General features: G+C 44.7%; 36 protein-coding genes and 1 pseudogene. 1 reads left to right on the top strand and 36 read right to left on the bottom strand.

Annotation, left to right across the window (positions count from 1 at the left end; genetic code table 11):
• Positions 1 to 610: 610 nt before the first annotated feature.
• Positions 611 to 1,222 carry a TetR/AcrR family transcriptional regulator gene (locus AYR61_RS09060; RefSeq protein WP_056987478.1) on the bottom strand — a complete coding sequence of 204 codons (612 nt, stop codon included), beginning with the start codon at positions 1,220 to 1,222 and terminating at the stop codon, positions 611 to 613.
• A gap of 108 nt (positions 1,223 to 1,330) precedes the next feature.
• Here AYR61_RS09060 and AYR61_RS09055 point away from each other — a divergent pair.
• Positions 1,331 to 2,262: pseudogene (locus tag AYR61_RS09055) on the top strand (amidohydrolase family protein).
• Positions 2,263 to 2,363: 101 nt separating this feature from the next.
• Here AYR61_RS09055 and rpsI read toward each other — a convergent pair.
• The 35 genes from rpsI to rpsJ form a co-directional block, all read right to left on the bottom strand.
• Positions 2,364 to 2,756 (bottom strand): 30S ribosomal protein S9, encoded by a 393-nt coding sequence (gene rpsI, locus AYR61_RS09050; protein ID WP_054709068.1) that lies wholly within the window; start codon positions 2,754 to 2,756, stop codon positions 2,364 to 2,366.
• Between the two features lie 13 nt (positions 2,757 to 2,769).
• Positions 2,770 to 3,213, bottom strand: a complete 444-nt coding sequence (rplM, locus tag AYR61_RS09045) for a 50S ribosomal protein L13 (RefSeq protein WP_054709071.1) — start codon at positions 3,211 to 3,213, stop codon at positions 2,770 to 2,772.
• Positions 3,214 to 3,352: 139 nt separating this feature from the next.
• A complete protein-coding gene (gene truA, locus AYR61_RS09040) occupies positions 3,353 to 4,150 on the bottom strand; it encodes a tRNA pseudouridine(38-40) synthase TruA (RefSeq protein WP_054709074.1) in 798 nt (265 codons plus the stop codon).
• A 15-nt stretch (positions 4,151 to 4,165) separates the two neighbouring features.
• Positions 4,166 to 4,969, bottom strand: coding sequence for an energy-coupling factor transporter transmembrane component T family protein (locus AYR61_RS09035; RefSeq protein ID WP_056987477.1), 804 nt, complete (start codon positions 4,967 to 4,969; stop codon positions 4,166 to 4,168).
• Positions 4,962 to 5,837, bottom strand: a complete 876-nt coding sequence (locus AYR61_RS09030) for an energy-coupling factor ABC transporter ATP-binding protein (RefSeq protein WP_056987476.1) — start codon at positions 5,835 to 5,837, stop codon at positions 4,962 to 4,964. Before AYR61_RS09030 ends, AYR61_RS09035 begins: the two co-directional genes overlap by 8 nt.
• On the bottom strand, positions 5,813 to 6,646 hold the full coding sequence (locus tag AYR61_RS09025; RefSeq protein WP_065902689.1) for an energy-coupling factor ABC transporter ATP-binding protein: 834 nt from the start codon (positions 6,644 to 6,646) through the stop codon (positions 5,813 to 5,815). Before AYR61_RS09025 ends, AYR61_RS09030 begins: the two co-directional genes overlap by 25 nt.
• A 643-nt stretch (positions 6,647 to 7,289) precedes the next feature.
• Positions 7,290 to 7,673 (bottom strand): 50S ribosomal protein L17, encoded by a 384-nt coding sequence (gene rplQ / locus AYR61_RS09020; RefSeq protein ID WP_054709076.1) that lies wholly within the window; start codon positions 7,671 to 7,673, stop codon positions 7,290 to 7,292.
• A 24-nt stretch (positions 7,674 to 7,697) separates the two neighbouring features.
• Entirely contained in the window at positions 7,698 to 8,645 is a 948-nt protein-coding gene (locus AYR61_RS09015) for a DNA-directed RNA polymerase subunit alpha (RefSeq protein WP_065902687.1), read from the bottom strand.
• Positions 8,646 to 8,732: 87 nt separating this feature from the next.
• The gene (rpsK, locus tag AYR61_RS09010; RefSeq protein ID WP_054709082.1) at positions 8,733 to 9,122 is read right to left on the bottom strand and encodes a 30S ribosomal protein S11; all 390 of its coding nucleotides are present in this window, start codon (positions 9,120 to 9,122) and stop codon (positions 8,733 to 8,735) included.
• Positions 9,123 to 9,152: 30 nt separating this feature from the next.
• A complete protein-coding gene (rpsM, locus tag AYR61_RS09005) occupies positions 9,153 to 9,518 on the bottom strand; it encodes a 30S ribosomal protein S13 (RefSeq protein WP_054709084.1) in 366 nt (121 codons plus the stop codon).
• A gap of 26 nt (positions 9,519 to 9,544) precedes the next feature.
• Positions 9,545 to 9,664, bottom strand: coding sequence for a 50S ribosomal protein L36 (gene rpmJ, locus AYR61_RS09000; RefSeq protein ID WP_054709090.1), 120 nt, complete (start codon positions 9,662 to 9,664; stop codon positions 9,545 to 9,547).
• A 51-nt stretch (positions 9,665 to 9,715) separates the two neighbouring features.
• On the bottom strand, positions 9,716 to 9,931 hold the full coding sequence (gene infA / locus AYR61_RS08995) for a translation initiation factor IF-1 (protein ID WP_065902685.1): 216 nt from the start codon (positions 9,929 to 9,931) through the stop codon (positions 9,716 to 9,718).
• Positions 9,932 to 10,066: 135 nt separating this feature from the next.
• Positions 10,067 to 10,720 carry an adenylate kinase gene (locus tag AYR61_RS08990; RefSeq protein WP_404814641.1) on the bottom strand — a complete coding sequence of 218 codons (654 nt, stop codon included), beginning with the start codon at positions 10,718 to 10,720 and terminating at the stop codon, positions 10,067 to 10,069.
• An 82-nt stretch (positions 10,721 to 10,802) separates the two neighbouring features.
• Positions 10,803 to 12,116, bottom strand: a complete 1,314-nt coding sequence (secY, locus tag AYR61_RS08985; protein WP_065902683.1) for a preprotein translocase subunit SecY — start codon at positions 12,114 to 12,116, stop codon at positions 10,803 to 10,805.
• Positions 12,116 to 12,553, bottom strand: a complete 438-nt coding sequence (gene rplO / locus AYR61_RS08980; protein ID WP_054709096.1) for a 50S ribosomal protein L15 — start codon at positions 12,551 to 12,553, stop codon at positions 12,116 to 12,118. The genes secY and rplO overlap by 1 nt, the downstream gene beginning before the upstream one ends.
• 31 nt (positions 12,554 to 12,584) lie before the next feature.
• Entirely contained in the window at positions 12,585 to 12,767 is a 183-nt protein-coding gene (rpmD, locus tag AYR61_RS08975) for a 50S ribosomal protein L30 (protein ID WP_054709099.1), read from the bottom strand.
• Positions 12,768 to 12,779: 12 nt separating this feature from the next.
• Positions 12,780 to 13,283, bottom strand: a complete 504-nt coding sequence (rpsE, locus tag AYR61_RS08970; protein WP_065902681.1) for a 30S ribosomal protein S5 — start codon at positions 13,281 to 13,283, stop codon at positions 12,780 to 12,782.
• A 21-nt stretch (positions 13,284 to 13,304) separates the two neighbouring features.
• Complete coding sequence (rplR, locus tag AYR61_RS08965; protein ID WP_054709107.1) at positions 13,305 to 13,670, bottom strand: 50S ribosomal protein L18; 366 nt, start codon at positions 13,668 to 13,670, stop codon at positions 13,305 to 13,307.
• Between the two features lie 33 nt (positions 13,671 to 13,703).
• Entirely contained in the window at positions 13,704 to 14,237 is a 534-nt protein-coding gene (gene rplF, locus AYR61_RS08960; protein WP_054709110.1) for a 50S ribosomal protein L6, read from the bottom strand.
• A gap of 31 nt (positions 14,238 to 14,268) precedes the next feature.
• Complete coding sequence (gene rpsH, locus AYR61_RS08955; protein ID WP_065902680.1) at positions 14,269 to 14,667, bottom strand: 30S ribosomal protein S8; 399 nt, start codon at positions 14,665 to 14,667, stop codon at positions 14,269 to 14,271.
• Between the two features lie 29 nt (positions 14,668 to 14,696).
• Positions 14,697 to 14,882 carry a type Z 30S ribosomal protein S14 gene (locus tag AYR61_RS14910; RefSeq protein WP_082409188.1) on the bottom strand — a complete coding sequence of 62 codons (186 nt, stop codon included), beginning with the start codon at positions 14,880 to 14,882 and terminating at the stop codon, positions 14,697 to 14,699.
• A 12-nt stretch (positions 14,883 to 14,894) separates the two neighbouring features.
• Positions 14,895 to 15,437: a 50S ribosomal protein L5 gene (gene rplE, locus AYR61_RS08950; protein ID WP_054709115.1), complete on the bottom strand. Its 543-nt coding sequence runs from the start codon at positions 15,435 to 15,437 to the stop codon at positions 14,895 to 14,897.
• 26 nt (positions 15,438 to 15,463) lie between these two features.
• Positions 15,464 to 15,775 (bottom strand): 50S ribosomal protein L24, encoded by a 312-nt coding sequence (gene rplX, locus AYR61_RS08945; RefSeq protein WP_054709118.1) that lies wholly within the window; start codon positions 15,773 to 15,775, stop codon positions 15,464 to 15,466.
• Positions 15,776 to 15,805: 30 nt separating this feature from the next.
• A complete protein-coding gene (gene rplN / locus AYR61_RS08940) occupies positions 15,806 to 16,174 on the bottom strand; it encodes a 50S ribosomal protein L14 (protein ID WP_065902679.1) in 369 nt (122 codons plus the stop codon).
• 54 nt (positions 16,175 to 16,228) lie between these two features.
• A complete protein-coding gene (rpsQ, locus tag AYR61_RS08935) occupies positions 16,229 to 16,495 on the bottom strand; it encodes a 30S ribosomal protein S17 (protein WP_054709124.1) in 267 nt (88 codons plus the stop codon).
• Positions 16,496 to 16,520: 25 nt separating this feature from the next.
• Positions 16,521 to 16,718, bottom strand: a complete 198-nt coding sequence (gene rpmC, locus AYR61_RS08930) for a 50S ribosomal protein L29 (RefSeq protein ID WP_054709127.1) — start codon at positions 16,716 to 16,718, stop codon at positions 16,521 to 16,523.
• Positions 16,708 to 17,142 carry a 50S ribosomal protein L16 gene (gene rplP, locus AYR61_RS08925; protein ID WP_056987473.1) on the bottom strand — a complete coding sequence of 145 codons (435 nt, stop codon included), beginning with the start codon at positions 17,140 to 17,142 and terminating at the stop codon, positions 16,708 to 16,710. The genes rpmC and rplP overlap by 11 nt, the downstream gene beginning before the upstream one ends.
• A 2-nt stretch (positions 17,143 to 17,144) precedes the next feature.
• A complete protein-coding gene (gene rpsC, locus AYR61_RS08920; protein WP_054709133.1) occupies positions 17,145 to 17,813 on the bottom strand; it encodes a 30S ribosomal protein S3 in 669 nt (222 codons plus the stop codon).
• A gap of 12 nt (positions 17,814 to 17,825) precedes the next feature.
• Positions 17,826 to 18,173: a 50S ribosomal protein L22 gene (gene rplV / locus AYR61_RS08915; protein WP_054709136.1), complete on the bottom strand. Its 348-nt coding sequence runs from the start codon at positions 18,171 to 18,173 to the stop codon at positions 17,826 to 17,828.
• Positions 18,174 to 18,189: 16 nt separating this feature from the next.
• A complete protein-coding gene (gene rpsS / locus AYR61_RS08910; RefSeq protein ID WP_054709140.1) occupies positions 18,190 to 18,468 on the bottom strand; it encodes a 30S ribosomal protein S19 in 279 nt (92 codons plus the stop codon).
• A 45-nt stretch (positions 18,469 to 18,513) separates the two neighbouring features.
• The gene (rplB, locus tag AYR61_RS08905; protein ID WP_056987472.1) at positions 18,514 to 19,350 is read right to left on the bottom strand and encodes a 50S ribosomal protein L2; all 837 of its coding nucleotides are present in this window, start codon (positions 19,348 to 19,350) and stop codon (positions 18,514 to 18,516) included.
• A gap of 29 nt (positions 19,351 to 19,379) precedes the next feature.
• Positions 19,380 to 19,667, bottom strand: coding sequence for a 50S ribosomal protein L23 (rplW, locus tag AYR61_RS08900; protein WP_054709143.1), 288 nt, complete (start codon positions 19,665 to 19,667; stop codon positions 19,380 to 19,382).
• Entirely contained in the window at positions 19,667 to 20,290 is a 624-nt protein-coding gene (rplD, locus tag AYR61_RS08895) for a 50S ribosomal protein L4 (protein ID WP_054709146.1), read from the bottom strand. Before rplD ends, rplW begins: the two co-directional genes overlap by 1 nt.
• Positions 20,291 to 20,307: 17 nt before the next feature.
• Positions 20,308 to 20,943: a 50S ribosomal protein L3 gene (rplC, locus tag AYR61_RS08890; protein WP_056987471.1), complete on the bottom strand. Its 636-nt coding sequence runs from the start codon at positions 20,941 to 20,943 to the stop codon at positions 20,308 to 20,310.
• 45 nt (positions 20,944 to 20,988) lie between these two features.
• Positions 20,989 to 21,297: a 30S ribosomal protein S10 gene (gene rpsJ, locus AYR61_RS08885; protein ID WP_054709151.1), complete on the bottom strand. Its 309-nt coding sequence runs from the start codon at positions 21,295 to 21,297 to the stop codon at positions 20,989 to 20,991.
• Between the last annotated feature and the right edge of the window lie 136 nt (positions 21,298 to 21,433).

The following is a 21,433-nucleotide window of genomic DNA, read 5'->3' as shown; positions in this document are numbered from 1 at the left end:
AAATTAAGGAATCCTAAAGATGCCATTAATATTGAAGAATATTACTATTAAACGAAAAGGTGGGCTTAGATAGACAGTCCAGCAACCACTACATACCAGTTCTGATTTATACATCAGTTCAGTCACATTATTCCCGCAAACAACAATCTGTTCTCTTATTAGATAATGGACACGATTAGAAATTTATGTATTGGTCTATTTTTGCGACAATTTGTTTCATTTTCTTAATTAAAGACTTTAATAACAGGCTTTACAGACAAAATGCGACACATTGTCGGGGGCATTTTTATGACAAACATGTTACAGTGGACATTGTGGTGGTTGCCTACAACCACCATTAATTTCCAAGTACTATCACTCCCCCAGAACACTGATAGTACGCCTATTCGTTCCCTGCTCGCTAAACAGATCCTGTGATTGTTTGGCGGGCTTTTTTGTGTGGTGCTTAAAAATGTAAAACGCAACAATTCATTTTAAAAATAGACCATTTTGGATTCTTATCTTTAATCATTTAAGTAGACTGAGTTATATAAAAGTAACAATCAGTTACCTACAAGCATGATTAGACATTGGAAGATCTATTTTTCTTCACCTTCCATCAGCAAAAACGTTACTCATCACTTGCCTTAAACAGATTGTAGGGCTCAACGTACCGGCTTTCAGTAATGATTTTAGCCACTTCCTGATACGGTTCTGGATTAATTTTTAGCAGCCAGTGTCGAATGATCGTTAAAATGCTGCTCATAAAGATCGGCATCACGTAATCAACAGGGATATCGTCTAAGTACAATGTATTTTCAAGCGTTTCCGGTAGGGCCGAGAATAACGACGACGTCATTTCAGTCTCAAACATTTTCCAAAAATGAGGATCGCCATTAGGCCCTGAAAGCCCTCTAAACAGTGGATAATAGTCGTTAATGGTGGCCATTAATTTTTCAAAAATCGGATAGGCAATTTCTGGGTTAGGTGCCAGCGCTGTCGCTTTGATTGCTGTCTGTAAATTATCAGCATGAGCACGGCCGAGGTGCATAAAGAGCGTACGTTCTAACTGGTCAACAAAATGAGGAATATCAGCATAATACATGTAAAAAGTGCCACGGCTGACACCAGCCTGTTTCGTTAACGCGACCACGCTAATTTCTGAAACTTGCTTAGTTTTCAACATCTCCGCAAATGTTTCGTACAGTCTTTGTTGCATCGGTGTCCCAGTTAATAATTTCATTTTTCACCACTACACACTTTCATACAATCTGTTCATATGATTCTAACATTTTTCGCCCTACAATTTCAGTGTTATCAACTAACAACTCATCTTGAAAGGCGAATTCATATGACACTAGAAAAAATTGATTTTCATACCCATTATTTACCAGAAAGCTATCAAGCAGCACTTAAACAACACATTGCCGGCGATCCAGATGGTTGGCCGACGCCAAGTTGGTCGCCACAAACAACGCTTGCGTTTATGGCCCAAAATGAGATTGGGTTTTCAGTCCTCTCCCTCTCTTCGCCTCACATTAACTTTGGCGATAAAACTGAAACAGTCAGATTAGCAGAAGATGCAAATACGCTGGGTGATCATTTATCACAAGACTATCCCGACCAATTCGGCTACCTCGCAACGCTTCCATTACCATATGAAACAGAATCTGTCACGATGATTAAAAAGGTCTTTGAGCAGCAGCATGCTCTGGGGGTGACTGTCCCCACTAATAGTCGCGGTGTCTACTTTGGCTCACCAATTCTTGACCGTGTTTACCAAGAACTGGACGACCGAAGCGCACTTGTTGCGCTACATCCAAACGAACCAGCAGAGAAGCCCAAAAATGTTGACATTGATCTGCCAACACCTTTGTTAGGGTTCTTTATGGATACGACAATGACGTTCTTAAATCTGCTCAAATATCGCTTTTTCACTCGCTTTCCAAATATTAAACTGATTATTCCTCACGCGGGCGCATTCTTAGGAATATTAGATGACCGGGTGGCGGCTTTTGTCAAAAAACAATACGAGACGGATATTTACGAGGTAATGAAACATGTCTACTTTGACACAGCTGGTCAAGTGCTACCGCGGCAGCTCCCTGCCTTGTTAACACTGCGGATGAGCACCATGTCCTATACGGCAGCGATATTCCATACACGCCTCTGGAGTGGTCCGCTCAACAAGCCAATGATTTAAGCAACACACCGTTACTTTCAGAACAGCAACGCCAACTGATTTTTCATGATAACGCCGCGCAGCTACTTCACCGCGATTAATCGAGAACGGTCATCTCAAATTGGGATGACCGTTTTCATGTACAAAAAAACACCCTCTCCAACAGGAAAGGATGTCGTAAAACGCTGAGATACAATATATCTTAACGCTTTGAGAATTGACCAGCCTTACGAGCTTTCTTAAGACCTGGCTTCTTCCGTTCTTTCATACGTGCGTCACGAGTTAAGAGACCGGCACGCTTGAGGGGACCACGAAAATCTGGGTCGACTTCGAGCAATGCACGGGCGATACCATGACGAACGGCGCCAGCTTGACCAGAGAAGCCGCCACCATTAACGTTTGCTAAAACATCGTAGTTACCCAGAGTTTCAGTAACGTTAAATGGTTGAACAACCACTTCACGCAAGTTTGCGAATGGGATGTAATCTTCAATTGATTTACCGTTCATTTCGATCTTACCAGTACCTGGTACTAAACGAACACGAGCAGTAGAGTTTTTACGACGGCCTGTGCCGCGATATTGTACTTGAGCCAATTCAATTTCCTCCTTAAATTAGGTTAGTGATGTCTAAAACTTCAGGCTTTTGAGCAGCATTATCATGTTGGTCGCCAGCGTAAACGTGAAGCTTCAAGCCGATCTTGTGACCTAATGAAGTATGAGGAAGCATTCCCTTAACAGAAGTTTCAATCAATTTTTCTGGGTCATTTGCACGAAAATCGCCAGCAGTGCGTTGCTTTAAACCGCCCGCGTGGTTCGTGTGATGGTAATAGATCTTCCGTGAAGCCTTCTTACCCGTTAAAGCAACTTGAGATGCGTTGATAACGATCACGTTATCACCAGTATCTACATTAGGGGTGAACGTTGGCTTATTTTTACCACGTAAGATGTTAGCGACAGCTGATGACAGACGACCCAATGGGACATCGGTTGCATCAACCACGTACCACTTGCGATCCACGTCACCTGGTTTAGCCATATATGTTGTACGCACGTTAAATTCCTCCATTTTTCTGTGTTTGTTTGAACACCAATAACAAGTTTCCGGGGCTTATCGTGGGGCAAACAATACCAACTAACATAGTACAAATTTTTACCCCAAAAGTCAACGCCCAAACGGGGAAAACTTTTCATTAACGCTGATGTTTTGGTAATTTTGTTGGGTGTTCGGGGTCATCCCCCTCATAGTAAACGTGTTTCAGATAAAGCCCGCTGGCCGGAACAGTGCGACGCGCATTGCGCCGATCACCAAGCTTGTAAAGCCGCTGAATGTCATCAACCGGCCGCGTTTGGGCGCCGATTTCAACTAGGACCCCAACCATAATTCGAACCTGATTGTAGAGAAAACCGTTCCCATAGAATTCAAAGACTAACTCATTGTTCGCCTCATCACGGTGACAGGTCGCTTCATAAATCGTCCGAAAATTTGTCCGAGCACTGGAGCCCGAGGCCACAAAACTGGTAAAGTCGTGTTCGCCGATCAGGTCCTGTTCTGCCTGACGAATCAAGGCAACGTCCACAGGGAATTTCCAGTGGCCGGTGTAGTTGCGTTTAAACGGGTTCCGGAATTCACCGAGATCCATCCGGTACATGTAGCGCTTGCCAGACACATCGTAACGGGCGTGAAAGGCGTCGCTCACCTGTTCGACCTTAAGGACTTCCATATCGACTGGCAGCATGGAGTTGAGGCCCCGCCGCATGCTTTCAGTCGGCAGAGCAAAGGGAAAATCAAAGTGCGCAACCTGACCCAACGCATGGACGCCAGCATCAGTCCGGCCAGACCCGTAAACGACAATGGCTGGATCGGGTTGTTTAGCCATTTTATTGACCACTTTAGTGAGCGCCGATTCCACGGTACGCATGTGCGGTTGCCGCTGAAAGCCAGCAAAATTCGTGCCATCATAGGCAAATGTCACTTTGTATCTCAAAATAGGTTTCCTTTCGTGTTACAAATGCAGTTCCCGTAAACTGATGACGACCACGGAAAACGCAACGTAAATAATTAAACTCAGTGTATCTTGGCGATGCCATTTCAGCTCACGATACTTCGTACGGTTCTCACCATCCTGGTACCCGCGCGCCTCCATCGCTGTTGAAATATCAACAGCGCGGTTGAATGCATTAACAAAGAGTGGGATGAGGATCGGAACGATCGTTTTGACCTGTTGGCGCAATCCGCCCGTCCCAAAGTCAACGCCCCGAGCACGCTGAGCGTTCATAATCTTTTCAGCTTCATCCATCAGCGTTGGGACAAACCGCAGTGCGAGTGACAGCATCAGTGCCAGCGTGGCTACTGGGAAGTGAACCTTCCGTAACGGACTCAGAAGGGATTCGATACCGTCAGCAATCTCCAACGGTTGGGTTGAAAACGTCAACAGTGTGGACACCATGATAATCAGGACAAATCGCATGAGGATCAGCAACGCGTTGATCAGGCCATCGTGGGTCACTGATAACCAGCCCCACTGCCAATAAATGTGGCCCCCTGCGCCAAAGAAAATTTGGATGACAACGGTGAACATCAACAGCCAAAGCAGCGGCCTCAGTCCTCGTAGAAACACCCCAAGTGAAATGCCGGTCGCAAAGATCGACGCCAACAATAAAACAACGAGCACGGCATAGGTCCAGACGCTGTTCGCAAAGAAGACAACGCCGATATAGATGAACGTTAAGATCAGCTTTGCTCGCGGGTCTAACCGGTGCACCCAAGAATCGCCAGGAATATAGCGGCCAAACATAAACTTATCCATTGTCAGCCACCCCCTTCTTATTGATCTGGGGCACTAGCTGATCAGCCAATTCGTCCGCAGTCAGCGGAATGGGATCAAAAACAAACCCCTGTTGCATCAGTTTGTTAGCATAAGCGGTTGCCGAGGGTAATTCCAACTGGTGAGCAGTTAACCAGTCCACGTCACTAAAAACGTCACGAGGCGTGCCCTGTTTGACCATGTGACCATGAGCCATCACGATCACGTGATCAGCGTAGTCAGCAACGTCATTCATTTGGTGGGTGATCAACACAATTGTCAGGTGACGTTCCACCTGTAATTGGCGAACCAGACCCATAATCTCGTTTCGACCACGAGGATCTAGTCCAGCCGTGGGTTCGTCAAGCACTAAAACGTCAGGTTCAAGCGCTAAAACCCCAGCAATGGCCGCACGTCGCATTTGACCACCGGATAGGTCAAATGGTGAGCGCTCGAGCAGTGAATCGTCGAGACCAACCATTTTTGCCGTTTCATGGGCAAGTCTCGTGGCTTCTTCCACGCTGATACCAAAATTTTGCGGGCCAAAAGCAATGTCCTTCAAAACCGTTTCCTCAAAAAGTTGATTTTCTGGGAATTGGAACACAAGGCCAACCTTTTTGCGTAACGGCTTTAAATGTTTATTTTTCGTTTCTGATGTAATTGTCCGGTCACCGATGACTACCTGGCCCTCAGTCGGCTTCAAAAGTGCATTCAAATGCTGGATGAGGGTCGATTTACCACTGCCAGTCTGACCGATAACGGCAGTAAACTCACCCGCGGGAATGTTGAGGTTAATGTCGTACAGTGCCTGAACCGCAAATGGCGTTCCAGCTTGGTACCAGTAATTTACTTTTTCAAACGCGATTTCCATAACCAGTCAGCCAAGCTCCCTTCGTCCATGTATGTCTGCGGCGTATCTACGCCACGTGTCGCAAGTGCGCGTTTGACCTTTTCAGCAAATGGCACATCAAGTCCCATCTGAATGAGTTGCGCACCGTGGCTGAAAATCTTTTCCGGATCAGCTTCTTCAACGAAATGACCGTCGTCGATCATCAAAATGTGATCCGCACTCGCGGCTTCGTCAATATCGTGAGTGATCGATAAAACCGTCAAATCATACTTTGTCTTGAGGGCTTTAATCGTTGCTAATATTTCGCGGCGTCCCTTAGGATCCAACATACTGGTGGCTTCGTCTAAAATTAAAATCTTGGGCACAATGGCAATGATACCCGCCAATGCAACTCGCTGTTTTTGACCACCAGAAAGTTTTGCAGGTTCCCGGTCAACGTAATCCAACATGTCAACTTGCGTCAGTGCACTGGTCACACGTTCGCGCATGGTCGCCCGGTCCATCTGCCGGTTCTCCATCCCAAAGGCAACGTCGTCGGCAACCGTCGCGCCAACGAACTGGTTGTCTGGATTTTGAAACACCATGCCAACCTTCTCGCGGATATCCCAGACAGTCTCCTCAGTGAGTTCCAGGCCGTCAATCGTGATGGTGCCCTCGTCCGCAGCCATTAACCCGATCAGTAGTTTGGCAAGTGTACTTTTACCACTCCCATTATGGCCGACAATGGCCACCCAGTCGCCCTGTTCGATGTCAAAGCTTACATCATCAACGGCTTTACGATCACTATTCGAATATTCATATGATAAATTTGAAACTGAAATAATGGCCATTTATGCATTCCTCATTTTTTAAATTCACCCGTCATTATACCAAATTGTGACCCGCTGTTGCCGGATTACACCTGTTTTTTTAACAAAAGGGCAAAACAGTGTAAGAAAGCGCTGACCCATGACCTTCAGGATTTAAAGCCTCCCGGAAAAGGCATCACCATCTGATGGTCACAAGCGCCGCAACGAAACTGTCATGTTGGCTCTAATTAACGCACATTTTTACATCAAATTCACATCAAGCCGAAAAGCTGATATTAATGACTTGTCGCACCCCTGCATCAATCATTCAAATCTAACTGCATGGGTGCATCCCCTCTAATTAGGGGTGTCCTCACGCTGTTTGACTTTGAAGAACGAGATCCGTGTCTCAGGTCCGGTCTATGCCTATCAGCGCGCTAACGGTCGATTCTAACGCTATGTAAAAAGCTGGTAGTGATCAGCCGACCACTACCAGCTTTTAATCGCGCATGCTGGGGAAACCAGCGCACAAAAAAATCACCCCAACAAAAGGTGCACGGCTATGCCGCATTCAAGCTAGACTTGAAACATGTCATCATCATAACGCTTTATACCTTAAGTCAGGTGTGATTCTATTGCGACCTCGCAATAGATGCTCGGCCACGATTACTGATAAAAATTGAAACTAGTCGACCAATTGTAAAATAACCATTTGAGCGCCATCCCCACGACGAGGCATGGTCTTCAAAATACGAGTGTAACCACCGTTACGGTCAGCATACTTAGGTGCAACTTCGCTGAATAGTTTTTGCAATGCGGTAGAGATTTGGACGTTGTCCCCATCTTCCTTAACATCAGCAACTACATCACGAAGAAAGGCAGCGGCTTGACGACGGGCGTGCAAGTCTCCACGTTTACCTAAGGTGATCATCTTGTCGGTAGTTGAACGTACTTCTTTGGCCCGTGCTTCAGTAGTCTTGATTTGGCCATGAACCAATAATTCAGTGGTTAAATCGCGAAGCAAAGCACGACGTTGTGAACTAGTTCGTTGCAATTTACGGTAACTCATTAGTAGATACCCTCCTTTTTATAATTAGTCTTCTTTACGAAGTGAAAGTCCAAGATCAGAAAGCTTTGATTTGACTTCTTCCAATGACTTCCGGCCCAAGTTACGAACTTTCATCATGTCAGCTTCAGTCTTGTTGGTCAATTCTTGAACAGTGTTGATACCAGCACGTTTCAAGCAATTGTAAGAACGAACGGAAAGGTCCAATTCTTCAATTGTCATTTCCAACATCTTTTCTTTGTGAGTCTCTTCCTTTTCAACCATGATTTCAGCGTTCTTAGCTTCGTCCGTTAAATCAACAAACATTGCTAAATGTTCAGTCAAAATCTTGGCTGCCAAACTGATTGACTCACTTGGCGTAATTGAATTATCAGTCCAAACATCCAAAGTTAGCTTATCATAATCGTCTCTTTGGCCAACCCGCGTGTTTTCAACTTGATAGTTAACACGTTCGATTGGGGTATAAATAGAGTCAATAGGCAAAACGCCAATTGGCATGTCTTCCTTGGCTTTGTTTCGGTCTGCTGAAACGTAGCCACGACCTTTATTCGCTGTCATGCGCATGTGGAAGGTAGCTCCCTCAGCAACAGTAGCAATGTAAAGATCAGGATTCAAAACTGTCACATCACTATCAGCAGTGATGTCACCAGCCGTAACTTGAGCTGGACCCTTAACGTCGATTTCCATTGATTCGATCTCGTCGTCAGGACCTTCAAGCTTTAATGAAATCTTCTTAGTGTTCAAAATGATCTGAGTAACGTCTTCCACAACACCCTCGATAGTTGAGAATTCATGTAAAACGCCATCGATCTGAATACTAGTGACAGCAGCACCAGGTAACGAAGACAGTAAAATTCGTCGTAATGAATTACCCAACGTTGTTCCATAACCCCGTTCGAGCGGTTCAACGACAAACTTACCATAATCGTCGCTTTCTTCAATTTTGTGAATGTTAGGCTTTTCGAATTCGATCATTCTTATCTTTTACCCCTTTCAAAACGCGTTGTGCCATGATAATAAGTCCCATCATTCAGTCTCGTGTGTCCACTCAACCGAGATGAACTATACACGACGGCGCTTCGGAGGACGTGAACCATTATGAGGAACTGGTGTAACATCTCGGATAGCTGAAACTTCAAGACCAGTAGCTTGTAAAGCACGGATTGCGGCTTCACGACCTGAACCTGGGCCCTTAACAGCGACTTCAACAGTCTTCATACCATGTTCCATTGAGGCCTTAGCAGCAGCTTCGGCAGCCATTTGTGCAGCAAATGGTGTGCTCTTACGACTACCCTTAAAACCAAGAGAACCAGCTGATGACCAAGAAATTGCGTTTCCTTGCATATCAGTAATCATGACTAAAGTGTTGTTAAATGTTGAGTGAATGTGAGCAACACCAGACTCGATATTCTTCTTTACGCGGCGTTTGCGCGAAGTTTTTCTAGTTGCCATAAAACGTCATTACCTCCTTTTATAAAATAATTACTTCTTCTTACCGGCAATCGATACGGCTTTACCCTTACGAGTACGTGCGTTGTTCTTCGTGTGTTGGCCACGAACAGGCAAACCACGACGGTGACGCATACCACGATATGAACCGATTTCTTGAAGGTTCTTGATGTTCATCGTTACTTCACGACGAAGGTCACCTTCAACTTTGTAGTTATCAACTGCTGCACGGATCTTATCTTCGTCGTCAGGTGTTAAGTCGCAGACGCGGACGTCTGGAGAAACACCGGTTTCAGCGATGATCTTTTGGGCAGTAGTGTTACCAATTCCGAAAATATAAGTTAAGCCAATGACAATACGCTTGTCACGTGGCAAGTCAACTCCGGCAATACGAGCCATTTAGTTGCACCTCCAATTATTATAAATTATTTACCTTGACGTTGCTTGTGCTTAGGGTTGGCTGAGCAAATAACCATAACCCGACCCTTACGCTTGATCACTTTACAGTGGTCACACATCTTTTTAACAGATGGTCTTACTTTCATTGCTATAAACCTCCTAAAAAATGACTGGGTACAGAACAAAACACATACCGGTTACTTGAACCGATACGTAATCCGCCCATTAGTCAAATCGTACGGTGACATTTCAACTGTCACACGGTCCCCAGGTAAAATCCGAATGTAATGCATCCGAATCTTACCAGAAACGTGTGCCAAGATTTCATGACCGTTTTCTAGTTCAACGCGAAACATGGCGTTAGGCAATGTTTCGGTAACTTTTCCTTCAACTTCGATGACATCTTTTGCCACGAAACTACCTCCCTGAACAGATATTCGACTACGGACATCGTGACCGGATCTCACCCCAAATAAACTGAGGCCAACCTGAGTTAGTTTACCATACAGCACGGTTTGAAGCAAGTAAATCCAATCTAAGAGGGTTGGTTATGCCAATTTCGTTAAAATAGCTTGAATGTCTTTGTAAACAGCATCAATATCGCGATCACCATCAACCGTATGGACTAACCCTTTTTGTTCATAGAAGGTCACGAGTGGTGTGTTCATTTTGACGTTTACTTCAAGCCGGTTTTTAACCGTTTCAGGCTTGTCATCTTCACGCTGGAAGAAGTCGTGACCGCCGCAAACATCACAGGTTCCGGGAACCTTCGTCGGGTTGTAGATCTTGTGATAAGTTGCGCCACAGTTTTGACAGATATAACGGCCAGAAAGTCGTTCGATTAGGACATCGGGTTCAACATGAATATTGATCACGGCGTCAACTGCCCGATCAAGTTCAGCTCCAAACGTATCTAAAGCCTGTGCCTGATCGATGGTACGTGGATAACCATCCAACATATACCCTTTTGCAACGTCGTCTTGTGCTAAACGGTCGCGAACGATCCCGTTCGTTACAGAATCTGGCACTAAGTCACCCTTATCGATGTACTTCTTAGCTTCCAGCCCCATCTCGGTTTCATTTTTCATAGCGTCACGGAAAATGTCACCAGTTGAGATATGTGGAATCGGAAATTCTTCGACGATCTTTTGTGCTTGCGTTCCCTTACCAGCGCCGGGCAAGCCCATTAAAATTAAATCCATTGACATGTCATTACCTCCTTGCGACTACCAGCTATAAAAGACATAATGGTGTGCTGAGCAAGTCACCACACCATTACCTGTCTCATTCAGCTGGACGTGGATCTTGGATGAAGCCAATGTAATGGCGTTTCATCATCAATCCTTCAATCTGTTGAATCGTTTGAATGGCGACCCCAACTACGATCAGTAGACTAGTCCCACCAAGGCCAATCGATTCATCCAGATTCCAAACGTTTTGGGCAACTAACGGAATCAAAGCAACGAATCCTAAGAATAATGCACCCACTGTACTCAAACGCATGAGTAAGTTAGAAACGTAAACCTGGGTTTCATGTCCAGGCCAAACTCCTGGAATGTAACTACCCTGTTTTTGTAGGTTCTCAGACAACTTTTCAGGATTAACCTGAACGAAAGCGTAGAAGAACGTGAACAAAATGATTAAAATCGTGTAAAGGGTGATTCCACCAGTCGTCTGCATACTAAAAATGTTCGATAACACTTGGTACCAAGTATCTTCAGAATGGTTATTAGAGAACGCCATCAAAATGGTTTGTGGCGTTGCAATAAATGAACTAGCGAAAATAACTGGGATAACGCCGGCAACGTTGACCTTCAATGGTAGATAACTACTATCTGGGTCACCGGATACCCGACGCGTATATTGAATCGGAATCTTTCGATCAGCTTGGTTAACCCACGTCACGAAGACGACAATGACTAACACAAGAATCAAAATGGCGAGTGAGAATAACCCACTCTTCCACCAACTTGACTTAGCAACATCCACGAAGTAAGTCGTGTACATTTGATAAATACCAGTTGGAATACGAGCAATGATCCCAGCGAAGATGATCATTGAGACCCCGTTACCTAACCCGTGGTCTGTAATCATATCACCCATCCAAGTGGTAAGCATGGTACCACCAGTTAAAATAATCCCAATCATAGCGTAGGTCTTAGGACCCGGGTTGTTCACTAAGTTTAAACTACTTAATGTGTTGAACCCTGCGGTGATCCCAACAGATTGGACAAACGCCAAAATGATGGTCAAGTACCGCGTATGCTGGTTTAATTTCCGCCGGCCGACTTCCCCTTGCTTACTCCATTCTACATATCTAGGCACAATGTCCATTTGTAGAAGTTGGATCACGATTTGAGCAGTAATGTATGGCGAAACCCCCATCGCAAAGATGGAGTAGTTTGTTAATCCGCCACCGCTAAACATGTTTAAAATGCTAACTAATCCAGAAGACGCAACGCTTTGTAAGGCTTTTGCATTAACCCCAGGCACCGTAATGTAGGAGCCGATACGAAAGACTACCAAAACAAACAGTGTAAAGAAAATCTTATTCCGAATATCTTTAACTTTGAACGCGTTTTTCAGGGTAGAAAGCATTAAATCACCTCTGTTTTACCGTCTGCTGCTTCGATAGCTGCTGTTGCGCTAGCAGAAAACTTGTTAGCTTTAACAGTAAGCTTCTTTGAAATTTCGCCGTTACCAAGAATCTTGATACCGTCTTTTTCATTCTTAACGATGCCAGCTTCAACCAATGCTGCTGGGTTAACCTCAGCACCATCTTCGAAACGGTCGTTTAAGGTTGACAGGTTAACAAGGGCGTATTCCTTGCGGTTAATGTTAGTAAACCCACGTTTTGGAATCCGACGATACAGTGGCATTTGGCCACCTTCGAAACCAAGACGTGTCTTGCTACGAGCCTTTTGACCCTTTTGTCCACGACCAGATGTTTTACCGTTACCAGCAGAACGGCCGCGACCTTTACGACTACGGGTTACACGTGACCCTTCAGATGGTTGTAATTCATTCAACTTCATGAAAGAAGGCACCTCCTTATTCTAAAATTTATTATTTAACTTCTTCAACTTTGATCAGGTGGGCGATTTGGAAAAGCGCACCACGAGTAGCGTCGTTGTCAGGATGAACAACAGAGCTATTTACGCGACCCAAACCCAAAGCCTTAACGATTTTACGTTGCTTAGGCAAACGGTGGGCAGCACTGTGAATCAAAGTAATCTTTAAATCAGCCATGTTGAGATCCTCCTATTCAGCTAAGTGTTGAACTGAAACACCACGTAAATCTGCAACTGTTTCGGCACGCTTCAAAGCCTTTAAGCCTTCGAAAGCAGCACGAATTGAGTTGATTGGTGTGTCAGAACCAAGACGCTTACTAGTGACATCGTCGATACCAGCCAATTCCATGACGGCACGAACGGCACCACCGGCAGCAACCCCAGAACCTTCAGTAGCAGGCTTCAGCATAATCTTGCCGCCGCCAAACGTACCGAGAACTTCGTGAGGAATGGTCGTACCAACGATAGGAACTTCAATCAAGTTCTTACGTGCGGCTTCAACGGCCTTACGGATAGCCTCTGGGACTTCTTGTGCTTTACCAGTACCAAAGCCAACGTGACCGTTATGATCACCGACTACAACAAGCGCTGCAAAACGAAGACGACGGCCACCCTTTACAACTTTGGTGATCCGGTTGATCGCTACAACGTTGTCTTCAAGATCCAGCTTTTCAGGATCGATAAACTTTGCCATTAGTGGTTATTCCTCCTTCTCTTAAAAGTTTAAGCCGTTTTCACGAGCTGCTTCAGCCAAAGCTTGTACCCGTCCGTGGTATAAGTAACCGCCACGATCAAAAACAACATTCACAATCTTCTTTTCTGAAGCACGCTTAGCAACTAATTCGCCGACTGCCTTAGCTTGGTCGGTTTTGTTACCTGCAGCTACTTCACTATCTAATGACGAGGCACTGACCAGCGTCACACCCGCTACGTCATCAATAATTTGAGCGTAGATGTTTGTGTTGGAACGAAATACATTTAAGCGTGGGCACTCAGCAGTACCAGAGATTTTATTACGGACACGTAAATGACGCTTTTGGCGTGTCTTGTTCTTATCTGGTTTCGAAATCAAAATAGTCACCTCTTTAATTATTGTTAATGCGCTTAGGCGGCATTACTTACCGGTTTTACCTTCTTTAAGGCTGATGTGTTCATTTTCGTAACGAATACCTTTACCCTTGTAAGGTTCAGGTGAACGAACGGCACGGACTTCAGCAGCAAAGTCACCAACTTCTTGCTTGCTGATACCAGAAATGTTGATGGTGTTGTTGTCAGGAACTTCGACCTTCAATTCTGAAGGAACATCCATTTCAACAGGGTTGGAATAACCAACACTCAAGATCAACTTACCCTTTAATTGGGCACGATAACCAACACCGACAAGCTTCAAGGTCTTGCTAAAGCCTTTAGTAACGCCTTCAACCATGTTGTTGAAGTTAGCTCGAGTAGTACCGTGTAAAGCACGGGTCTTGTTGTTGTTATCTGGACGATCAAAGTTGACTTCGCCATCCTTAACATCCATCGTGATGATTGGTGAGAAGGTCCGAGTAATAGTCCCCTTTGGGCCCTTTACTGTAACGTCATCGCCATCGCGTTTAACATCAACGCCATCAGGGATAGTAACTGTCTTATAACCAATACGACTCATTTAAAGTGCACCTCCTAACTTAATATCGTTATTACCAAACGTAGGCGAGAACTTCGCCACCGATTTTCTTTTCCCGAGCTTCTTTATCGGTAACAACACCTTCAGAAGTTGAGATAATAGCAATACCTAAGCCATTAAGTACCTTAGGAACAGCATCGGCTTTAACGTAACTACGCAAACCTGGCTTTGAAATCCGCTTTAATCCTGAAATGACGCGTTGTTTGTCACGGCCATACTTCAGGAATACACGAATAATGCCTTGCTTGTTGTCTTCAATATATTCAACGTCGCGAATGAAACCTTCACACTTCAAAATTTCAGCGATGTCGCGCTTCATCTTTGATGCAGGTACTTCTAATGATTCGTGATATACCATGTTGGCATTACGAATCCGAGTTAAGAAGTCTGCAATAGGGTCAGTCATGGACATTAACGTTTATCCTCCTTTGTAGTGATATATTACCAGCTAGCTTTCTTCATGCCAGGAATTTGGCCTTTGTGGGCAAGTTCCCGTAAGCAAAGACGGCATAAGTGGAATTTCCGATAAACTGAATGTGGACGTCCACAACGTTCGCAACGGGTGTAATTTTGCGTCGAGTACTTAGCTGGGCGTTGACTCTTAACAACTAATGATTTTTTAGCCACAATAGTACCTCCTTACTTAGTAAATGGCATGCCAAGTTGTGTTAACAACTCGCGTGATTCTTCGTCTGATTCAGCAGTGGTAACAATAACAATATCCAAACCACGAACACGGTTAACGTTATCAAAGTCGATTTCTGGGAAGATCAATTGTTCACGAACACCAAGGGTATAGTTACCACGGCCATCAAAGGCACGAGAACTGATACCATGGAAGTCACGAACACGTGGTAATGAAACATTGATCAACTTGTCCAAGAATTCATACATCCGGTCGCCACGTAAGGTGACCTTAGCGCCGATTGCGTTACCTTCACGTAAACGGAAAGCGGCGATTGACTTCTTAGCCTTGGTAATCAATGGTTTTTGACCAGCAATCAAGCCTAATTCTTCAACTGCTTCATCCAAGTTCTTAGCGTTTGAAACGGCGTCACCGACACCCATGTTCAAAACGATCTTGTCAAGCTTTGGTGCTTGCATGATTGAAGAGTAGTTAAACTTTTCGATCATTGATGGCACAATTTCTTTAGTGTACTTTTCTTTTAAACGATCTGCCATTAGTAAATTTTGCCTCCTTCCGTAGACTATTTGTCGATGGTTTCGCCGCTCTTTTTAGCGAAACGAACCTTCTTGCCATCTTCTTCGCGGAAACCAACACGGGTAGGTTGGTTCGTAGAAGGATCGATCAGCATTACGTTAGATACTTGAATAGGTGCTTCAGTATCAATAATGCCGCCTTGGGGGTTGGTCTGGGAAGCCTTTTGGTGCTTCTTGATCATGTTGACGCCTTCGACGACAACACGGTTCTTAGCACTAAGCGTCTTCTTGACAGTACCTTCCTTGCCCTTATCCTTACCACTGATCACACGAACTTTATCACCAGTTTTAATGAACATCCTGTTTGGCACCTCCTTATTTTCGAACGATTAGAGCACTTCTGGTGCAAGAGAAACAATCTTCATATAATCATTGTCACGCAATTCACGCGCAACAGGTCCGAAAATACGAGTACCTTGTGGACTCTTGTCGTCACGGATCAAGACCGCAGCATTTTCATCAAACTTGATGTATGAACCATCGGCCCGACGAACACGAGAAGTAGTACGAACAACAACTGCTTTAACAACGTCACCCTTTTTGACAACGCCACCTGGTGTTGCTTGTTTAACCGTAGCAACGATAACGTCACCAATTCCAGCGTAACGACGCTTTGAGCCACCCAGGACTTTAATAGTTAAAATTTCACGGGCACCAGAGTTATCAGCGACTTTTAAACGAGATTCTTGTTGGATCACCGTTAGTGTCCTCCTTTCACTGTAAGTAAAACAGAATACGATAAAATGTCGAAACTAGATAATAACTGCCTTTTCTACCACACTGAGTAGGCGGAAACGAACAGTCTTTGATAATGGACGAGTTTCCATAATTTCAACAATGTCGCCTTGCTTGGCTTCGTTGTTTTCATCATGTGCCTTGTACTTCTTAGTGTACTTGATCCGCTTACCGTAAACGGGATGAGTCTTAGTAGTATCAACCGCTACAGTAATTGTCTTGTCCATCTTATCAGAAACGACGCGACCACGATACGTTTTACGAGCATTACGTGCTTCAGCCATGTATTTTACCTCCTTTATCGTATTCTTACTTGTTTTCTAATTCTTGTTCACGAAGAACTGTCTTGATTCGCGCAATATCCTTGCGAACCTGCTTCAAACGAGCAGTGTTCTCCAGTTGACCAGTAGCCAATTGGAAACGAAGGTTGAACAATTCGTCCTTGTAGCCTTTTTCTTTTTCGAGCATTTCAGCAGTGGTTAATGCTTTGATTTCGTTAGCCTTCATTTGATTCGCCACCTACTTCCTCGCGTGCGATGATCTTCGTCCGAACGGGCAGCTTAGTTGAGGCCAACCGCAATGCTTCACGGGCAACTTCTTCAGAAACGCCACCAACTTCGAACATAACCTTTTCGCGCTTAACTGGTGCAACCCAACCTGCAGGTGCCCCTTTACCATTACCCATACGTACCCCAACACCTTTTTCAGTGTAAGACTTGTGAGGGAAGATCTTAATCCAAACTTTCCCGCCACGCTTCATGTAACGTGTCATGGCAATACGAGCTGCTTCAATTTGTCGGTTGCTGATCCAACTTGAATCCAATGCTTGGAGACCGTAGTCACCAAAAGCAACAAACTTACCGCCTTTAGCGGCACCACGTAACTTACCACGGTGCTCACGACGGTGCTTTACCCGCTTAGGTACTAGCATGATTATTTCCCTCCTTTGTTAGTGTTTTGGTTAGTGCTAGGCTTGTCTGGCAAAATTTCACCACGATAGATCCAAGTCTTAACACCTAATGAACCATAGGTTGTGTGTGCTTCAACCCAGGCGTAATCAATGTCTGCACGCAATGTGTGCAAAGGCACTGTTCCATCTGAGTAAGCTTCAACACGACTCATATCAGCACCGTTCAAACGACCGGCAACCTGGGTCTTGATACCCTTGGCACCAGAACGCATTGTCCGTTGCATTGATTGACGCATAGCACGACGGAACGCAACACGGCCTTCAAGTTGACGGGCAATGTTTTCGCCGACTAATTTTGCGTCTAAGTCAGGCTTCTTGATTTCGATGATGTTGATGTGTACTCGCTTACCAGTCAGGTTGTTTAATTCCTTACGCAAGTTTTCAACTTCAGAACCACCCTTACCAATGACCATACCAGGCTTTGCAGTGTGAATTGAAATGTTAACGCGATTTGCGGCACGTTCAATTTCTACTGTAGATACTGAGGCATCGGCAAGGCGTTTTTCGATATATTTCCGGATTTTAAGGTCTTCACCTAAGTAGGCAGCGAAATCTTTTTCTGCATACCACTTGGCTTCCCAGTCGCGAATGATTCCGACACGTAACCCGGTAGGATTAATCTTTTGACCCACGCTTTATCCCTCCTATTTTTCAGATACGACTACTGTAATGTGACTTGTCCGCTTGTTAATTGGAGAAGCAGAACCTTTAGCACGAGGACGGAACCGCTTAAGGGTTGGTCCTTCGTTGACGAAGGCTTCGCTAACAACCAAATCACTACGATCTAAATCGAAGTTGTTTTCAGCGTTTGCAACAGCAGACATCAATACTTTTTCAACGATTGGTGAAGCACCACGAGGGGTGAACTTCAGGATAGCAATCGCTTCGGCCACGCTTTTGCCTCTGATCAGATCAATGACAAGGCGGACCTTACGTGCGGCAATACGAACTGTTTTCGCAGTTGCCTTTGCTGATGTAACTTGTTCAGCCATTTGTTAATCCTCCTTATTATTTCCCTGTCTTCTTATCGTCGCCTGCATGGCCACGGAAAGTACGAGTTGGGACAAATTCACCTAACTTGTGACCAACCATGTCTTCTTGAATGAACACAGGAACGTTCTTACGACCGTCATAAACGGCAATCGTGTATCCGATGAAGCTTGGGAAAATTGTTGAACGACGAGACCATGTCTTGATGACAGTCTTCTTATCTTGATCTTTTTGAGCATCGATCTTCTTCAAAAGATGTGCATCTGCGAATGGTCCCTTTTTTAAACTACGACCCATTAGATTACCCTCCTTACGAGTGAGATTACTTAGGCGCTAAGTTGTTTACTTTCTGCCCTTACGACGAACAATAAACTTGTTTGAACGAGCTTTGGTAGAACGCGTCTTCTTACCAGCAGTCTTCTTACCCCATGGTGATAATGGTGATGGACGACCGATAGGAGCTTTACCTTCACCACCACCATGAGGGTGATCGTTAGGGTTCATAACAGACCCACGAGATTGTGGACGCTTGCCGACCCAACGGTTACGACCAGCTTTACCAACGTTGATCAGTTCGTGTTCTTCGTTACCAACAGTACCAATAGTGGCACGGTTAACAGACAAGATCATCCGAACTTCACCAGAAGTCAAACGTACTAAAGCGTACTTGCCTTCCTTACCCAACAATTGAGCTGAAGCACCGGCTGAACGAACCAATTGGCCGCCCTTGCCTGGCTTTAATTCGATGTTGTGGATGGTAGTCCCAACTGGAATGTTTTGAAGTGGTAAGGCGTTACCTACCTTGATATCAGCATCTGGGCCAGATTGAACTTTGTCGCCAACCTTTAAGCCCTTTGGTGCGATGATGTAGGTCTTGATACCATCCTCATATACTAACAACGCAATGTTAGAAGTACGGTTTGGATCGTATTCAATAGCTTTAACCGTTGCAGACTTATCGTCCTTGTTACGCTTAAAGTCGATCACGCGATACTTTGTCTTGTTACCACCGCCGCGATGACGAACAGTCTTGTGACCGTAGTTGTTACGGCCCGCGGTATGGCTCTTTGATTCTAGTAATGACTTTTCAGGAGTTGACTTAGTGATCACGCCACTGTAGTCAAGACTAGTCATATTACGCCGACCATTACTGGTTGGTTTATATACTTTAATCGCCACGTGAATTTCCTCCTATATTTAGTAGATTGTTATTCTTCGCCGAATAACTTAATTTCTTCTGAATCTGCAGACAGGGTAACAATTGCCTTACGACGCTTCTTAGTGTAGCCTTCGTAACGACCCTGACGCTTTAACTTACCCTTAACGTTCATGATGTTAACTTTAACAACCTTAACGTCAAAGATTTCTTCGATCGCGTTTTTAACCTGAGTCTTTGTGGCACGAACATCCACATCAAACGTGTAGCGCTTGTCATCTAACAAGGCAGTTGATGCTTCAGTAATGACTGGGCGTAAAATGATATCGCGTGCTTCCATTATGCGAGCACCTCCTCGATCTGAGAAAGAGCGGACTTAGTAATAACCAGCTTATCGCTGTTGATCACATCAAGGACGTTGATCCCCTTTGCATCAATAACAGTAACGTTATCTAAGTTACGAGCGGCTAAAGCAGCCTTTTCGTTACCTTCCTCAAGTACCACTAATGTTTTCGTTGAAACGTTCAAACTAGCCAATGCGTTAGCAAAGTCTTTTGTCTTAGGGGCGTCAAAGCTTAAAGCATCAACAGCAACTAAGTTGTTATCAAGAACCTTTTGTGAAAGAACCGACTTCAATGCCAAGCGGGTAACCTTCTTAGGTAAGTGATAGCTGTATGAACGTGGTGTTGGGCCGAATACGGTACCACCGCCAACCCATTGTGGTGAACGGATAGAACCTTGACGAGCACGGCCAGTACCCTTTTGACGCCATGGCTTCTTACCACCGCCACGAACTGCACTACGGTTTTTAACCGCATGAGTACCTTGGCGAAGTGAAGCGCGTTGCATCAAAACAGTATCAAACACAACGTTGTCGTTTGGTTCGATAGCAAAGATAGCGTCGTTTAAAGTAACGTCACCATTTTGGCTACCGTCTTGTTTATATAATGTAACACTAGTCATTTACGTTTCCTCCTTTCTTATTTCTTTGGTGCGCGAACGGCACTCTTGATTTCAACGAATGACTTGTTGGCGCCAGGAACATTCCCTTTGATCAACAATACGTTGTTTTCTGTGTCAGCCTTGACGATTTGTAAGTTCAGGATGGTAATCGTCTTGTTACCCATGCGTCCTGGCAATTTCTTACCTGGGAAGACACGGTTAATGATGGCACCTAATGAACCTGGACGACGGTGATAACGAGACCCATGGGTTTCAGGTCCACGTGATTGGCCATCCTTGTGGACGTTACCTTGGTAACCATGACCCTTTGTCGTACCGGTAACATCAACATAGTCACCTGATTCAAAGATATCTGCTTTGATTTCATCTGATACCTTGTAATCTCCTAGCTCAACATCTTTGATTTCACGAATGAAGCGCTTAGGAGTCGTATTTGCTTTTGCTGCATGACCTTTAGCTGGTTTGTTGCTCAAAACGTCGCGCTTGTCATCATAACCCAATTGAACTGCGTCGTAGCCATCGTTTTCAACGGTCTTAACTTGTAAGACAACGTTAGGCGTGGTTTCAACAACAGTAACTGGAATTAATTCACCATTTTCAGTGAAGACTTGCGTCATACCGACTTTTTTACCTAAGATTCCTTTTCTGGTCATGAGTACACCTCCGATATAATGTATTAATTTTGCTGTGATTTATGATTATAATTTTATTTCGATGTCCACACCTGAAGGCAAGTCGAGCTTCATTAATGAGTCAACTGTCTTTGGCGTTGGGTTCACGATATCGATCAACCGTTTGTGAGTCCGCATTTCGAATTGTTCACGAGACTTCTTGAACTTATGTGGTGAACGAAGCACCGTGTAAATCGTACGTTCCGTTGGTAACGGAATAGGGCCTGAAATTTCAGCACCTGTACGCTTTGCGGTTTCGACGATCTTCTCTGCTGATTGATCTAAGATACGGTGTTCGTAAGCCTTCAAACGGATACGAATTTTTTGTTTTGCCATTGGATTCCCTCCTTCGTCTATTTTGAAAATAAGACTAACTCCGTAGAAATTACCGCCACACCCCGTGGCAAAGCGGCCGGGTGTGTCGCAACCTTCCACATCATTGCTCTTCGGTGTTGAACCCACAATAGGGCCG

It is taken from the genome of Secundilactobacillus paracollinoides (genome assembly GCF_001702155.1).
Lineage (GTDB): Bacteria > Bacillota > Bacilli > Lactobacillales > Lactobacillaceae > Secundilactobacillus > Secundilactobacillus paracollinoides.
The sequence above is the reverse complement of the archived record's forward strand: the minus strand, read 5'-3'. Positions and strand labels throughout refer to the sequence as shown.

Excerpts from the sequence above, each read along its gene's own strand:
- rpsQ (WP_054709124.1), bottom strand. The coding sequence starts at position 16,495 with ATGGCTGAAGCACGTAATGCTCGTAAAACGTATCGTGGTCGCGTCGTT.
- AYR61_RS09025 (WP_065902689.1), bottom strand. The coding sequence starts at position 6,646 with ATGGCCATTATTTCAGTTTCAAATTTATCATATGAATATTCGAATAGT.
- rplP (WP_056987473.1), bottom strand. The coding sequence starts at position 17,142 with ATGCTAGTACCTAAGCGGGTAAAGCACCGTCGTGAGCACCGTGGTAAG.
- rpsH (WP_065902680.1), bottom strand. The coding sequence starts at position 14,667 with ATGTCCATGACTGACCCTATTGCAGACTTCTTAACTCGGATTCGTAAT.
- rplE (WP_054709115.1), bottom strand. The coding sequence starts at position 15,437 with ATGGCAGATCGTTTAAAAGAAAAGTACACTAAAGAAATTGTGCCATCA.
- rpmD (WP_054709099.1), bottom strand. The coding sequence starts at position 12,767 with ATGGCTGATTTAAAGATTACTTTGATTCACAGTGCTGCCCACCGTTTG.
- rpsM (WP_054709084.1), bottom strand. The coding sequence starts at position 9,518 with ATGGCTCGTATTGCCGGAGTTGACTTGCCACGTGACAAGCGTATTGTC.
- AYR61_RS09035 (WP_056987477.1), bottom strand. The coding sequence starts at position 4,969 with ATGGATAAGTTTATGTTTGGCCGCTATATTCCTGGCGATTCTTGGGTG.
- rplO (WP_054709096.1), bottom strand. The coding sequence starts at position 12,553 with ATGAAGTTGAATGAATTACAACCATCTGAAGGGTCACGTGTAACCCGT.
- rplD (WP_054709146.1), bottom strand. The coding sequence starts at position 20,290 with ATGACTAGTGTTACATTATATAAACAAGACGGTAGCCAAAATGGTGAC.
- AYR61_RS09060 (WP_056987478.1), bottom strand. The coding sequence starts at position 1,222 with ATGAAATTATTAACTGGGACACCGATGCAACAAAGACTGTACGAAACA.
- rplW (WP_054709143.1), bottom strand. The coding sequence starts at position 19,667 with ATGGAAGCACGCGATATCATTTTACGCCCAGTCATTACTGAAGCATCA.
- rpmC (WP_054709127.1), bottom strand. The coding sequence starts at position 16,718 with ATGAAGGCTAACGAAATCAAAGCATTAACCACTGCTGAAATGCTCGAA.
- AYR61_RS09015 (WP_065902687.1), bottom strand. The coding sequence starts at position 8,645 with ATGATCGAATTCGAAAAGCCTAACATTCACAAAATTGAAGAAAGCGAC.
- rpsJ (WP_054709151.1), bottom strand. The coding sequence starts at position 21,297 with ATGGCAAAACAAAAAATTCGTATCCGTTTGAAGGCTTACGAACACCGT.
- rplC (WP_056987471.1), bottom strand. The coding sequence starts at position 20,943 with ATGACCAGAAAAGGAATCTTAGGTAAAAAAGTCGGTATGACGCAAGTC.
- AYR61_RS08990 (WP_404814641.1), bottom strand. The coding sequence starts at position 10,720 with ATGGATTTAATTTTAATGGGCTTGCCCGGCGCTGGTAAGGGAACGCAA.
- secY (WP_065902683.1), bottom strand. The coding sequence starts at position 12,116 with ATGCTTTCTACCCTGAAAAACGCGTTCAAAGTTAAAGATATTCGGAAT.
- rpsS (WP_054709140.1), bottom strand. The coding sequence starts at position 18,468 with ATGGGTCGTAGTTTAAAAAAGGGACCATTCGCAGATGCACATCTTTTG.
- AYR61_RS09030 (WP_056987476.1), bottom strand. The coding sequence starts at position 5,837 with ATGGAAATCGCGTTTGAAAAAGTAAATTACTGGTACCAAGCTGGAACG.
- rpsK (WP_054709082.1), bottom strand. The coding sequence starts at position 9,122 with ATGGCAACTAGAAAAACTTCGCGCAAACGCCGCGTAAAGAAGAATATC.
- rplV (WP_054709136.1), bottom strand. The coding sequence starts at position 18,173 with ATGGCTGAACAAGTTACATCAGCAAAGGCAACTGCGAAAACAGTTCGT.
- rpmJ (WP_054709090.1), bottom strand. The coding sequence starts at position 9,664 with ATGAAAGTAAGACCATCTGTTAAAAAGATGTGTGACCACTGTAAAGTG.
- rpsE (WP_065902681.1), bottom strand. The coding sequence starts at position 13,283 with ATGGCAAAGTTTATCGATCCTGAAAAGCTGGATCTTGAAGACAACGTT.
- rplX (WP_054709118.1), bottom strand. The coding sequence starts at position 15,775 with ATGTTCATTAAAACTGGTGATAAAGTTCGTGTGATCAGTGGTAAGGAT.
- rplQ (WP_054709076.1), bottom strand. The coding sequence starts at position 7,673 with ATGAGTTACCGTAAATTGCAACGAACTAGTTCACAACGTCGTGCTTTG.
- rplF (WP_054709110.1), bottom strand. The coding sequence starts at position 14,237 with ATGAGTCGTATTGGTTATAAGACAGTTACTATCCCTGATGGCGTTGAT.